General features: G+C 40.6%; 16 protein-coding genes. 14 read left to right on the top strand and 2 right to left on the bottom strand.

Going from position 1 to position 12,500, the window contains the following annotated elements:
- Entirely contained in the window at positions 1–798 is a 798-nt protein-coding gene (locus tag PQ511_RS06410) for an NAD kinase (protein ID WP_273851067.1), read from the bottom strand.
- A gap of 204 nt (positions 799–1,002) precedes the next feature.
- Between PQ511_RS06410 and sppA the strand changes: the two genes are divergently transcribed.
- From sppA to PQ511_RS06360, 10 genes are all read left to right on the top strand, one after another.
- Positions 1,003–1,998 carry a signal peptide peptidase SppA gene (gene sppA, locus PQ511_RS06405; RefSeq protein ID WP_273851066.1) on the top strand — a complete coding sequence of 332 codons (996 nt, stop codon included), beginning with the start codon at positions 1,003–1,005 and terminating at the stop codon, positions 1,996–1,998.
- 13 nt (positions 1,999–2,011) lie between these two features.
- Positions 2,012–2,491: an RDD family protein gene (locus PQ511_RS06400; RefSeq protein WP_273851065.1), complete on the top strand. Its 480-nt coding sequence runs from the start codon at positions 2,012–2,014 to the stop codon at positions 2,489–2,491.
- 92 nt (positions 2,492–2,583) lie between these two features.
- Positions 2,584–3,183, top strand: coding sequence for a DUF2953 domain-containing protein (locus PQ511_RS06395; RefSeq protein WP_273851064.1), 600 nt, complete (start codon positions 2,584–2,586; stop codon positions 3,181–3,183).
- 28 nt (positions 3,184–3,211) lie between these two features.
- Positions 3,212–3,733, top strand: coding sequence for a GerW family sporulation protein (ytfJ, locus tag PQ511_RS06390; RefSeq protein WP_273851063.1), 522 nt, complete (start codon positions 3,212–3,214; stop codon positions 3,731–3,733).
- A gap of 120 nt (positions 3,734–3,853) precedes the next feature.
- A complete protein-coding gene (gene tpx, locus PQ511_RS06385; protein ID WP_273851062.1) occupies positions 3,854–4,351 on the top strand; it encodes a thiol peroxidase in 498 nt (165 codons plus the stop codon).
- A 175-nt stretch (positions 4,352–4,526) separates the two neighbouring features.
- Positions 4,527–5,519, top strand: a complete 993-nt coding sequence (locus tag PQ511_RS06380; RefSeq protein ID WP_273851061.1) for a class I SAM-dependent methyltransferase — start codon at positions 4,527–4,529, stop codon at positions 5,517–5,519.
- A gap of 175 nt (positions 5,520–5,694) precedes the next feature.
- Complete coding sequence (locus tag PQ511_RS06375; protein WP_273851060.1) at positions 5,695–6,882, top strand: acetate kinase; 1,188 nt, start codon at positions 5,695–5,697, stop codon at positions 6,880–6,882.
- A 110-nt stretch (positions 6,883–6,992) separates the two neighbouring features.
- Positions 6,993–7,850, top strand: coding sequence for an EcsC family protein (locus PQ511_RS06370; RefSeq protein ID WP_273851059.1), 858 nt, complete (start codon positions 6,993–6,995; stop codon positions 7,848–7,850).
- The gene (locus PQ511_RS06365; protein ID WP_273851058.1) at positions 7,837–8,343 is read left to right on the top strand and encodes a MogA/MoaB family molybdenum cofactor biosynthesis protein; all 507 of its coding nucleotides are present in this window, start codon (positions 7,837–7,839) and stop codon (positions 8,341–8,343) included. Before PQ511_RS06370 ends, PQ511_RS06365 begins: the two co-directional genes overlap by 14 nt.
- 139 nt (positions 8,344–8,482) lie before the next feature.
- Positions 8,483–8,641 carry a hypothetical protein gene (locus tag PQ511_RS06360; protein WP_273851057.1) on the top strand — a complete coding sequence of 53 codons (159 nt, stop codon included), beginning with the start codon at positions 8,483–8,485 and terminating at the stop codon, positions 8,639–8,641.
- 38 nt (positions 8,642–8,679) lie between these two features.
- On the opposite strand, the gene PQ511_RS06355 is transcribed toward PQ511_RS06360, so the two are convergent.
- The gene (locus PQ511_RS06355) at positions 8,680–10,023 is read right to left on the bottom strand and encodes a purine-cytosine permease family protein (RefSeq protein WP_273851056.1); all 1,344 of its coding nucleotides are present in this window, start codon (positions 10,021–10,023) and stop codon (positions 8,680–8,682) included.
- Positions 10,024–10,150: 127 nt separating this feature from the next.
- Here PQ511_RS06355 and PQ511_RS06350 point away from each other — a divergent pair, with 127 nt between their 5' ends.
- The 4 genes from PQ511_RS06350 (at position 10,151) to ald (ending at position 12,497) form a co-directional block, all read left to right on the top strand.
- Positions 10,151–10,525, top strand: a complete 375-nt coding sequence (locus PQ511_RS06350) for a hypothetical protein (protein ID WP_273851055.1) — start codon at positions 10,151–10,153, stop codon at positions 10,523–10,525.
- 56 nt (positions 10,526–10,581) lie between these two features.
- Positions 10,582–10,950 (top strand): fluoride efflux transporter FluC, encoded by a 369-nt coding sequence (locus PQ511_RS06345; protein ID WP_273851054.1) that lies wholly within the window; start codon positions 10,582–10,584, stop codon positions 10,948–10,950.
- Positions 10,950–11,288 (top strand): fluoride efflux transporter FluC, encoded by a 339-nt coding sequence (locus tag PQ511_RS06340; RefSeq protein WP_273851053.1) that lies wholly within the window; start codon positions 10,950–10,952, stop codon positions 11,286–11,288. The genes PQ511_RS06345 and PQ511_RS06340 overlap by 1 nt, the downstream gene beginning before the upstream one ends.
- A 90-nt stretch (positions 11,289–11,378) precedes the next feature.
- Entirely contained in the window at positions 11,379–12,497 is a 1,119-nt protein-coding gene (gene ald, locus PQ511_RS06335; RefSeq protein ID WP_273851052.1) for an alanine dehydrogenase, read from the top strand.
- Positions 12,498–12,500 lie beyond the last annotated feature (3 nt).

Here is a 12,500-nt window from a genome sequence, read left to right as displayed (position 1 = left end):
TTAAAGGAAACTTCTTTGTACTTTATGCCAGAAAGAATTGTTTTTAAGTTTCACCGTTTTAATGCGTTTTTCTGGGATGTGAATTTGAATTTCTTTGGCGTGTTGAATGCTCATGGCTTCATTATCAATGCCGATGACAGGGTAGTCGTTCCCGTCTTGAATCACTTGAAGCGTAAGCGTTCTCTCATCACTTAATAGAAATGGAGAGCCGAGCGTACGATAATGGTTATTGTTAAGTGAGGCGAGTTCACTCACTTGCATACAAGCAAGTTTGGGGTCTACAACAGCACCATTTACGGATTTATTATATGCCGTACTACCTGTCGGTGTGGATACAATGAGACCGTCTCCCCTAAACGTTTCAAAATGAAAATCTTCTACATAGACTTCCATCGCAAGGGTTTTAATGATGGACGAGCGAATTGTACATTCATTTAAGCAGAAGAAAGAGGATTCATTGTTTACTTTTACTTCAATCGTTGGATAGCGACGAACTTCAATACCTTCTAATAAAATATCGTCCACCATATGCTGGATATTATCAATGTGGAAATCACAATAAAATCCGAGTTCGCCAGTAGAAATACCTACATAGAGGCAATCTTCACGAAACCCAGTTTTTCGAACGGCTTGAAGGAAAGCCCCGTCTCCTCCGATGCTAGCGATAATGCTTGCCTCTTCAGGATTTTCTACGATATGAAAATCGTTCTTTTCCGCAAGAGTTTTTAAGGGTTCTACTTTCTCCTGAATTTCTTCAGTCTGTTTATAGAAAAAAAACAAATTTCTTCGATTTGGCATCTGAATTCCTCCCTGTCCAACTGTTAGTCCTCTTTACTTTATCACTAATCGGCATAAGACTCCATCTCCCATCACGATCCTAATTTTTTTTCGTTGCTTTTAGAAGTGCGCTTCCTTATTTTGTATGGTATTCTCAAAAATATGAAACCTATCAGGCGGTTTCATCGTACATAAGAAAGCATCAGGATATAGAGGAGGCTTACAATGAATGGTAAACGATGGATTGCACTAGGAATTACAGTTGTTCTTATCATCGTGTCGCTAGGCTTTAACTTTGTTTCAAGTTTGGCATTTGGCGGATGGCAGGAGGAAATGAATACATCAGACCAATTTGGTGAGACGGTTATCGAAGAAGGTAGTAGCTCGAATAAAATCGCCGTTCTTAATGTGGAAGGTGTTATTCAAGATACAGGCACGAATACTAGCTTTCTCCCTCAGTCAGGCTACAATCATCATGTGTTCATGAAGCGTTTGGAGCATGCTGCAGAGGATAAAAGTGTAAAAGGGATTATTTTAAGGTTGAATACCCCTGGCGGTGGAGTTGTAGAAAGCGAAGAGATTCACGATAAAATTTTAGAGATTAAAGAGAAAACAGATAAACCGATCTACGCTTCAATGGGCAGTATGACAGCTTCTGCAGGTTATTATATTTCTGCTCCGACAGATAAAATTGTTGCAAGCCCTTCAACAATCACTGGGTCAATTGGAGTGATCATGCAATCAATGAACTATGCAGAATTAGCCGAGAAAGTAGGCGTGAAGTGGGAAACGATTAAGAGCGGCCCCCATAAAGATATCATGTCTCCTAGCCGTGAAATGACTGAAGAAGAGCGAGATATTTTACAGTCGATGATTGATAATTCTTACGATGAGTTCGTTCGAGTTGTGAGCGAAGGCAGAGGAATAGATGAAAGCAAAGTGCGTGAACTTGCTGATGGTAGAATCTACGATGGAAGACAAGCGAAAGAGGTAAACCTGGTAGATGATCTCGGTAATTTAGAAGATACGATTGAAGGCATGAAGAAAGACCTCGGTGATAATAAACTACAGGTTGTTCAATATAAGCAAAATCTTGGATTGAATTCCTTATTTGAAATGTCGGCTGCTAAGTTAATGGGACCTGATAAAGATTTACTGGGAATTCAACAGCTTTTATCAACTCCACAATCACCAGAGTTAATGTATTTATATTCTGAATAAGGGGGTAGGCAGAATGGATGAAACGATGAGTATGACTGCCTCTCCCGCATCGATCGGCACAGAAGTAAAGCACGAACGTTTTGCGGGCTTCTGGATGCGTTTTTGGGCATATATAATTGATGTTATTGTGGTAGCAAGTTTGAATGGCATTCTCATTACACCTCTCATACGAGGGTTTGATTTGCCTGGAACGGAACCGGCCATTTTACCTTTACAGGCAATGTTGACCGGTATCGTTTACTATGCGTATTTTATATTGATGACAAAATTTTTGTCCCAGACCTTAGGGAAAATGCTTTTTGGGCTAAAAGTCATTTCACTTAAAAATGCAAAGTTAACATGGGGAACTGTTATTTTTAGAGAAGGAATAGGACGCTTTATTAGCAAGACTATTTTATTTGTAGGGTTTCTCGTAGTTGCCTTTACGAATAAGAAACAGGGAATACATGATTTGTTTGCCGATACAAGTGTCATTCATGAAGATAAAGCATAGGCATGATGAATAAACCTGTCCATATTGGGCAGGTTTATTTTATACTCTAATTTTTTCTACTCTTGCAAATAATAAAAGGGGAGAGATGTTTTGTGATTATTGCGATTGCTGCTATTCTTTTAGTCTTAATCATTGCATCCTTACCTCTTATCGTTTTTTCTACTGTAAGAGTAACGGTGATTATGGAACATTCTTCAATGGTGGAGGAACTTCAAATAGCTGTCAGAGCGCTTTTTGGACTTGTGGTTTATGAAACGACTATTCCACTCATTGAGTTATTTGAAGATGGGGAAGAAGCGGTAGAAAAGAAAGAGAAAGAAAAGGGATTTAAAGGGGGAGCAAAAGAGTTAATTCAGGTTATAAAAAAAGCATTCCATGCTCGAAAGTCCTTCTTGTTTTTCTTGAAAAAAGTAAGGTTTAAAACGATTCAATGGGAGACCAATTTTGGAATGGGGAATGCCGCAAATACAGCTGTCATTGCAGAGCTTGTGTTAAATACGAAGGTAGCGATTTTTACGCTTCTTTCACACTACTCAAACCTTCATACCATTCCACAGCTCATTGTCACACCAATTTATGAAATGAAAACAATTCAAACCTATATGAGATGCATGATTACGTTCAAACTGGGGCATGCTATGATCGCGGTAATTAAATTGATGAAGTCTCAGAGAAAGGTTCAGGAGGCTTAGCGGTTTAGAAAGTGAAGGAGGAAAACAAATGCCTGAACATCCAATTGAAGGGTTAATGCAAACGGCAATGGAGAACTTGAAGGACATGATCGATGTAAACACGATTATCGGGGATCCGGTCGAGACTCCTGATGGAAGTGTTATACTAACGGTTTCAAAGGTTGGGTTCGGCTTTGCTGCTGGTGGAAGTGAATTTATGTTGAAACAACAGTCGAGTCAGCAAGGGCAAAGTAAAGGTGAACCATTTGGAGGCGGAAGTGGTGGCGGTGTTTCGATTACACCCATTGCCTTTCTGATCGTCAGTTCCGGAGACATAAAGATGATACACCTTGACAACACAACGCATCTATACGAAAGATTACTTGACCTTGCCCCTCAGGCGATTGAAAAGGTGCAAAGTATTCTTCAAAACATGAATCAGAACGCAAATGGTAAAAAGGGTGAGAGCCAACAAAACGGGCCTGGTTCCTCAAGACAAAGCTCCCAATCAAAACATCTCTTCCGGGGGCAGCAACGGCAGGACGATCATAAACAAGATCTTGATTTTTAAGCTACTTTTTCATAAGGTAGCTTTTTTATGTTACTATTGCTGATTTCTTGAAATCTAGTGGTTTCACCTATATGATGAAGTCAGTCGTACATACGACCAATTATAAAGGAGGTATGAACAATGGCTAACATTACATTTAAAGAAACGCCAATGACCCTTTTAGGAGAAGAAGTAAAAGTTGGTGAAAAGGCTCCGGAGTTTACAGTCCTAGCAAATGATTTATCTGAAAAGACGCTTGAAGACTTCGCGGGAATCCGCCTTATAAGTGTAGTACCATCTCTTGATACAGGTGTTTGTGATGCTCAAACACGTAAATTCAATGAAGAAGCTGCAAAGCTAGATAACGTTAAGGTATTAACGATCAGTGCAGATCTTCCATTTGCTCAAAAACGCTGGTGCGGGGCTACTGGCATTGAAGATGCAATTACCTTATCCGATCATCGTGATCTTTCTTTTGGTAAAGCATTCGGAGTTGCGATGCAGGAACTTCGCTTACTAGCAAGAGCTGTGTTTGTAGTGAATAGTAAAGGTGAGGTTGTCTATACTGAGTATGTGAGTGAAGCGACTAACCATCCCGATTATGATGCCGCTCTAAATGCTGCAAAAAAAGCTGAATAAACTAGTGAAAAAGGACTTCGGTGATTTTCAACGAAGTCCTTTTTTACTGGTTTAGAATCTATGCGGGTAATGATCGAAAGAGAAGCCCATATTCAATGGCGGTTTTATATCCACCATTGTTGCGAAAGAAGTCAAGACTGTTTACAATAGGGACGAACTGATAGGAGGTCAATTAATGTCCGAATTAACTGTAGAAAATTTATTTAACGTGCTAGATGAATCAACACTTGTCATTCAAAATAAGTTAGAAATTTCTTATCTTGAAGCGCTTGTCGAGACAGGTTTGAATTTATTTGAAAATAAAGTCCTTCAAGAAGAACTAAATGCTGATACGATCGTCCGTCTAAAAAATTTGTATGACTCATGCGGTCTTGACGGAGCGAATCAAGAAACAGTACGAAAAGGGATCCAACTTGCTCTGCTTAAAGGAATGAAAAAGGGGATCCAACCTCATCATGCGATGACACCTGATAGTGTTGCGCATTTAATTGGTTATCTTGTGAAAAAATATAAAGAGGTTCTAAATCTTGAGCACATTAAGATTTTAGATCCTGCCGTTGGGACAGGGAATCTGCTAACTTCCGTCTTAAATCAATTGGAAGGTGAAAAAGTTGAAGCGTACGGTGCTGAACCTGACGATCTGCTCTTACATCTCGGATTTGTAAATGCTAATTTGCAAAAGCACCACGTTGAATTCCTTCATCAGGATAGTGTGAAGCCACTCTATATTCCTCAAGTGAACACGGTGGTGACGGATTTACCAGTTGGTTATTATCCACATGAAGAGGCAGCTGCAAATTATGAATTAAAAGCATCAGAAGGCATGTCATATGTTCATCATCTCTTGATTGAACAAAGTTTAAACATGACGGAAGATTCCGGTATGCTTTTCTTAATGATCCCTAATTTCCTCTTCGGTGATGATGGCGCAAAGCAAGTGAGAAATTTGCTGAACGATCGCTCTGTTATCCACGGAATTATTCAATTGCCAACTAGCCTGTTTGCGAATGAATCTCAGGCGAAAAGTATCCTCGTTACTCAGAAAAAAGGGGAACAGACTTTGAAACCAAAGCAAGTTATGATGGCGAAATTCCCTTCATTTTCAAATCGTGAAGCGATGCTAAACATGATGCAACAAATCAATGGCTGGTTTTCGCAGCTTTCCTAACAGAAGTGAAACGTTTACAAATCTGAATTGGCGGAATACTTGGATGTAAGCGGTTTTCACCTTGAATAAAGTAGTGGTCGGTGTTTAAATAATAAGAGTGCTAAAGATAGAAGGGTCTCACCCTTCTATTTTCGTGTCGTATTCTAATTTTACTGAATTAAAGGAGCTGTCACATATGGCGAAAATAATCGCAATCAACGCCGGTAGTTCTTCGTTGAAGTTTCAACTTTTAAATATGCCGGAAGAAACTGTTATCACAAAAGGACTCGTGGAGAGAATCGGCCTTGATGACGCCATTTTTACAATAGAAGTGAACGGTGAAAAGAAGGAAGAAATTACAAACATACCTGATCATGCCGTAGCAGTGAAAATGCTATTGGACAAGCTGATTAGTTTCTCCATTATTTCTTCTTACGATGAAATAGAAGGTGTAGGACACCGCGTAGTTCACGGTGGAGAGAAATTTAATGACTCAGCAATGATTACAGATGAAGTCCTTGCTGGAATTGAAGAAGTATCGGAACTTGCTCCATTGCATAACCCTGCTAACCTTGTAGGTATTCGTGCATTCCGAGAGATTTTGCCAGACGTTCCATCTGTAGCCGTATTTGATACGGCATTCCACCAGTCAATGCCAGAACAATCGTTTTTATATAGCTTGCCTTATGAATATTATGAAGACTACGGTGTTCGTAAATATGGTTTCCATGGTACTTCTCATAAGTATGTGTCAGAGCGTGCTGCAGAAATGCTTGGTCGTCCGCTCGACCAACTGCGGCTTCTGTCTTGTCACCTTGGTAACGGGGCAAGTATTGCAGCGATCGAAGGTGGAAAGTCAATTGATACTTCCATGGGCTTTACACCACTAGCTGGTGTGACGATGGGAACTCGTTCTGGAAATATCGACCCTGCCTTGATTCCATTTATTATGGAAAAAACAGGTCAAACAGCAGAAGAAGTCATGAATACGTTGAACAAGAAAAGTGGTCTTCTAGGCGTTTCTGGTTTTTCAAGTGATTTGCGTGATATTACAAGTAAAGCAGAAGCTGGTAATGAACGTGCTGAATTGGCTCTTGAAGTCTTTACTTCTCGTATTCACAAATACATTGGTTCTTATGCTGCACGTATGTCTGGCCTAGACGCGATTATTTTCACTGCTGGTATCGGTGAAAATAGTGACGCTGTTCGTGCACGTGTACTTCGCGGTCTTGAATTTATGGGCGTATACTGGGATCCAGCTCTAAATAAGGTGAAGGGGAAAGAAGCTTTCATTAACTACCCTCACTCACCTGTAAAAGTGATGATTATCCCGACGAATGAAGAAGTTGTGATCGCACGAGATACTGTTCGACTTTCAAAATAAATCATGAGCACCCGATAAGGGTGCTCTTTTTTGTGTTCCTTCAGCTTTGTTGGAAGTTTTTGAAGGGAAAAGATACAATATAAGAAAGGGATTGAAGGGAGCGATATCAATTGGTTTGGACCGAAAGAGAACAAAAAAGAATGGCTTCTATCGATTTATGGGAAGAACAGCACTTTGCACATGAAGCAACTGACATCGAACGAACATTTCAAAAATACTACACACACCGGCTCAATCAGCTGGAGTCTAACACAAAAAAGCGTTTGTATGCCGTCATGGACTCAGTTCTTTTTCATATGCATTCACTTATACAAAATTCCCAGTCACAGGTCGATGCTAGTCATCGCCTGTTAACCGATGCGCGCTTGTTCCATCCAGACATTGAACAAATACAGGATATGAAAAACCTAACGATTGACCAGCTTGTTTACATTGCTGATCAACAAATTGCACGTCAGCGTATGGTTTCATTTGCGCAAGGGGGACTTACGGGTACAGGAAGCTTTTTATTATTAGGTCTTGATTTACCCGCCGTTCTTGCCATTAACTTACGGACGGTACAGCTCATCGCAATGACGTATGGCTACCCTGTAAATTATCCTTCTGAAATGATGATAGCGCTTAAAGTTTTTCACATGGCAACCCTTCCTAAAGGGTTACAAGAGCGCGCCTGGCGAGAACTAGAAGAAGAGGTGAAACAAGAACAAACACATCCTTATTTTTATGAAGGCCCTGATGGAATTGCCGATGCTAATTGGCTACAGGGACCGATGAAACAAGTGATCAAAGGTACTGTTCTTATGATGCTACGTAAAAAAATGATTCAAGGCATTCCGATTCTTGGCATAGCCATTGGCGCTGCTGTGAACTATCGATTTACTAGGTCTGTAAGTGAAGTTGCTCATAAATTCTATGAGAAGCGCTTTCTAAATGAACGAAGAGAGGAGATGGAAAATGAGTTCTCATGAACATAAATCCAATGCGCCTACAGTGATTAATTGTTTGATTGTAACGGTTAGTGACACTAGATCAACGGAGACAGATAAGAGTGGGAGTATCATTTCTTCTTTACTTGAAGAAACAGGTCATAAGGTGATTAAACGAATGATTGTAAAGGATGAGCAAGAGGAAATTCATTCCGCTATTAAGCAAGGAATTACGGCTAGTGACGTTGATGCTGTTTTATTAAACGGAGGAACTGGTATATCAAAAAGGGATGTCACTTACGAAGTTGTGGAAGGGATGCTTGAGAAGGAGCTAGAGGGGTTTGGAGAATTGTTTCGAATGATTAGCTATACAGAGGATATAGGTTCGCCTGCATTGCTAAGCAGAGCCATCGGTGGAGTCACAGGGGAAACGGCCATCTTTGCTATGCCAGGGTCTTCAGGGGCAGTGAAGCTAGCAATGACTAAATTGTTAATTCCAGAACTGCCTCACATTGTTAGAGAGCTTCACAAATAATTGCTATGTGGTTCATACATAACGAATCTTAAATTAAAGGTTTATTCCGTTCGTTAACAAGAAATCGTCGATCGATAAGTAAACCACTCTGTTGTTGGAAAGAATACGAAAGAAAGATCAAATAACAGGAGGTTACGTGATGACGGATAAGAAAAAGGAAATAATCTATGATGAAAATGGTGAAATGGCTGTACACCAACAGCTGAGTGAATCATACCAGAGTGGCGTCGTTGATCAGGAAGAACAAAAAGAAACAAAGAAACTCCCTCGAAAAGCTGAGCGTAAAAGTTATTATTAATAAAGAAAAAGTTCATGCTCATCGCATGAACTTTTTCTTTATGGCTTCTTATACTCCATCTTTCTTAACTGGAACCGTTGGAAAGAATGGTAAAGTACGCCTGTTAACAGAAAGGATAAAAAGCCTGGTGAATAATCAGAAGGTAGCAGTAGGTAAACTAGAACGCCTACTAAAATGGCAATAAATCCTGGACGATTCAATGTGTTCGTTTTCTCTGATAAGGTGTCGAGCATGGTAGAGGTAAAGCTTCCTTTTTTGATAACGATAAAATCTGTCACTATAACAGCTGATAAAGGGATGACCAAAGCACCTAGAAGTGAGATAAACGACTCTGCTTCATCCACGAATGTGGGAAAAGCACTTAACGCTATAGCGGCGCAACCTAATAAAATGGCGCTCTTTATCCTTCCGAGAACTGGAAACGTGTTGAGTAGACTATATCCTCCTGTGTACGCATTGCTAATGTTGATCATAATCATAGAACAAAGTGCGGACGCAAAAATAAGAACTAATAGAAGGGGAGATTCTGTCTGTTGGCTTGTAATTAAGAATGGATTCCATGTTCCAGCAACTGAAGCGGTATAGGCTCCAAGAAGTGCGGTTAACGTAAAGCCAAGTGTATTTCCTGAAAATATACCCCAAAAGGCATGTTGAGTAGATTTAGCATATCTAGCCATGTCTGAAGAACTACTAACTCCTGATACATATTGAACAAAAGCAAGGCTTGCAAAGAAAAAAAATGCGGCGTTTGGCTCTCCTTTCAATGAGATGATCGTTGAATAATGGTTTCCATTTACAGGGGTAGTGAAGTAGACAAAAAACATCGCTAAGCCTCCTGCAAATAAGAGTGGAAGAAAATATTTTGTTGCTTTTTTTACAGCATCGAATCCGACTAAAGCAAGTAACGCCATTACAGTAGCAAGAAAAAGGGACGTCGGAAGAAATGAGAGACTAATTGAAAAAGCGCGTTTCATTAATTCAACAACCATATACGTCCCGCCGATGGTTTGAACAGAAAACCAATAAAGCGACGTGATTGTTCTTACGGGTGATGCAAAGTATTGGGCTCCCTTCACTCCAACAAATGCGCGTACCGCATATTGGGAAGGAATTCCCCTCCTTGCTCCCGGTAAGGATAAGAATGAAACGAATAGAAAAGCGAAAGTTGCTCCAACCACGGTAGCAAGCACGGCCCAAGTAAAACTAAGTCCACCCTCAAGAACAGCGAGAGCAGGCACAAGGAAATTCCCAGCGTTCACGGAAACAGCCATTTGAATCATCGCATATTCGTACCAGCGAGTTGTGCGCGATGATTCTGGAACAGATTCAAGACCATATCGTTCAATTTGGATCGCGTTGGATGATTTTTGTAAACTGTTCATAGATTCTCCTTTTACAAATCGGTTCTTCTTCTATTCTAGAGGTGAGCGTAAGAGGAAGCAATTGTAATGGTGTTTTTAAGAATAATATTGATCACTTTCAGTCAGCATAAGGATGAGGTGATGAATGATGAAAAAACTTACAATTCTAACGTTTGCTATTTACCTATGTCTATTTTCTATCCGTGCAGAAGCGTCAACACTCAAAAATAGTTTTTCATTTAAATGTATGGTCGTCACAAATGGAGTGGAACACGAATGGGAATTCTCCAGTCCAGATGAATTTGAAGTTGAGAATGGAAAAGTTGTTGAAAAAGGAGAGCGAGCAAAAGAAGAAGTAGAAGCCTTGTTTCAGCATTTAGAAGTAACGGAAATTGTTCGCGTAGAAGAGCTTGTAGAAAAAATAGAGAGTTACGGGTATCGAAACGCTGAACGGATTGAGGTAAAGTGGATGGATTCAAGTGGAAGATTATACACCTGGGTGTGGGATGAAAACGATCAGTAGACTTTGAATAGCGGTTTCGATAAGATGAAAAAAGACGTGAAAGGAGCCGTATTCAAGTGAAAAACAGTCTCGCAGTTATATTAGGTGGTGCCGTTGGTGCTTCCTTTCGAGGAGCGTTAGGTACGTTGTTGGATGGGAGCCCGATCGCGACTTTTTTAGTCAATGTCCTTGGTTCCATTCTTCTTGGTTTTTTCTATCAATATGTGAAATCGAATACGCGTTTATCAGATCCTTCTAAGAAATTTATTGCGACGGGCCTACTAGGATCGTTTACAACCTTTTCAACCTACTCTCTTGACTTATTCGTGTATTTAAAAGAGGGGCGCATTTTAGCATTAGGTCTATATGGAGGCGGTAGTATTCTAGCTGGCATTTTAGGCGTCATCCTAGGAGTATCCTTAGCCAAAAAAGTGAGGAGGTTGTAATGGACTGGTTCATGATTGCTGTTGGTGGTGGTGTTGGGGCATGGCTACGCTATGTTACAGCACTTGGTGTTAATCGCTTTAACAAATTGTCTTTCCCACTTGCGACTCTCATTGTCAACCTTTTAGGAAGTTTTTTAATGGGGCTGGCATATGGAGGGGGAGATTGGGGGCCGGCTGTCTCAACTGGTTTTCTTGGAGCATTAACAACCTTTTCAACCTTTATGTATGAAGCTTTTGAGCTAGCGTCAACAAAGCTCTGGCTTTCTGTTAGTTATATTGCGATAAGCGTCGTATTTGGCTTGTTAATGACGACGGTGGGGTATATGATTATGGTGTGAAGATTCTGGAAATATTCTTGGCTTCTATTTTAATGAATCAACTTAGCGTATTCATGTTTTAAGCGAACTAGAAATTAAGGGGGAGTATGCATGCATATTGGCATTCCTATTGAAGTGAAAAATAATGAAAACCGAGTAGCAATGACGCCTGCTGGAGTACTAAATTTAACGCGCTTTGGTCATGAAGTTTATATTGAAAAAGGAGCTGGAATTGGATCAGGGTTTGAGGATGACCAGTACATAGAGGCAGGGGCTCATCTTGTTGAGACGGCGGCTGAAGCGTGGTCGAAAGAAATGGTTATGAAAGTGAAGGAGCCACTTCCTGAGGAGTATGAATACTTCCGTGAGGGCCTTATTTTATTTACATATCTCCATCTAGCTGCTGAATCAGAGCTAACACGGGCGCTTGTTGAAAAAAAAGTGATTGGCATTGCTTATGAAACGGTTCAGCTTCCAAATGGCTCATTACCTCTTTTAACACCTATGAGTGAAGTAGCCGGCCGCATGTCCGCACAGATCGGTGCTCAGTTCCTTGAAAAACCCAAAGGAGGGCTCGGTATTCTTCTTGGAGGTGTGCCTGGCGTAAAGAGAGGGAAGGTTACCGTCATAGGTGGTGGTGTTGTTGGGACGAATGCTGCCAAAATAGCAATGGGGCTTGGAGCAGATGTCACCATTATGGATTTAAGTCCAGAAAGAATGCGTCAGCTTGATGATATTTTTGGAACTGAAATTAATACGATGATGTCCAATCCTCTGAATATAACAGAAGCAGTAAAAGAATCGGATCTCGTTATTGGCGCCGTTCTTATTCCGGGAGCAAAAGCACCAAAACTAGTGACGGAAGAGATGATTAAGCAAATGAAGCCAGGTTCGGTTATTGTTGATGTTGCGATTGATCAGGGGGGGATTTTCGAAACCACGGATCGTATTACTACTCATGACAACCCTACTTATACGAAGCACGGGGTCGTTCATTACGCGGTTGCGAATATGCCTGGGGCTGTTCCACGTACTTCCACAATTGCCTTAACAAATGTCACTGTACCTTATGCGGTACAGTTAGCGAATAAAGGATACAAAAAAGCTTGTCTTGAAAATGACCCATTGTTAAAAGGAATCAATACAATGGATGGGTTTGTCACATACGAAGCTGTAGCTGAAGCTCATCAGCTTCATTATAAGAGCGCACGCTCACTCCTTGAAAAGTAAAAG

It is taken from the genome of Guptibacillus spartinae (assembly GCF_028610625.1).
GTDB lineage: Bacteria > Bacillota > Bacilli > Bacillales > Guptibacillaceae > Guptibacillus > Guptibacillus spartinae.
The sequence above is the reverse complement of the archived record's forward strand: the minus strand, read 5'-3'. Positions and strand labels throughout refer to the sequence as shown.

Bases quoted from the DNA above. Each gene is read 5' to 3' on its own strand.
- PQ511_RS06410 (WP_273851067.1), bottom strand. From the start codon at position 798: ATGCCAAATCGAAGAAATTTGTTTTTTTTCTATAAACAGACTGAAGAA.
- sppA (WP_273851066.1), top strand. From the start codon at position 1,003: ATGAATGGTAAACGATGGATTGCACTAGGAATTACAGTTGTTCTTATC.
- PQ511_RS06400 (WP_273851065.1), top strand. From the start codon at position 2,012: ATGGATGAAACGATGAGTATGACTGCCTCTCCCGCATCGATCGGCACA.
- ytfJ (WP_273851063.1), top strand. From the start codon at position 3,212: ATGCCTGAACATCCAATTGAAGGGTTAATGCAAACGGCAATGGAGAAC.
- tpx (WP_273851062.1), top strand. From the start codon at position 3,854: ATGGCTAACATTACATTTAAAGAAACGCCAATGACCCTTTTAGGAGAA.
- PQ511_RS06380 (WP_273851061.1), top strand. From the start codon at position 4,527: ATGTCCGAATTAACTGTAGAAAATTTATTTAACGTGCTAGATGAATCA.
- PQ511_RS06375 (WP_273851060.1), top strand. From the start codon at position 5,695: ATGGCGAAAATAATCGCAATCAACGCCGGTAGTTCTTCGTTGAAGTTT.
- PQ511_RS06365 (WP_273851058.1), top strand. From the start codon at position 7,837: ATGAGTTCTCATGAACATAAATCCAATGCGCCTACAGTGATTAATTGT.
- PQ511_RS06360 (WP_273851057.1), top strand. From the start codon at position 8,483: ATGACGGATAAGAAAAAGGAAATAATCTATGATGAAAATGGTGAAATG.
- PQ511_RS06355 (WP_273851056.1), bottom strand. From the start codon at position 10,023: ATGAACAGTTTACAAAAATCATCCAACGCGATCCAAATTGAACGATAT.
- PQ511_RS06350 (WP_273851055.1), top strand. From the start codon at position 10,151: ATGAAAAAACTTACAATTCTAACGTTTGCTATTTACCTATGTCTATTT.
- PQ511_RS06340 (WP_273851053.1), top strand. From the start codon at position 10,950: ATGGACTGGTTCATGATTGCTGTTGGTGGTGGTGTTGGGGCATGGCTA.
- ald (WP_273851052.1), top strand. From the start codon at position 11,379: ATGCATATTGGCATTCCTATTGAAGTGAAAAATAATGAAAACCGAGTA.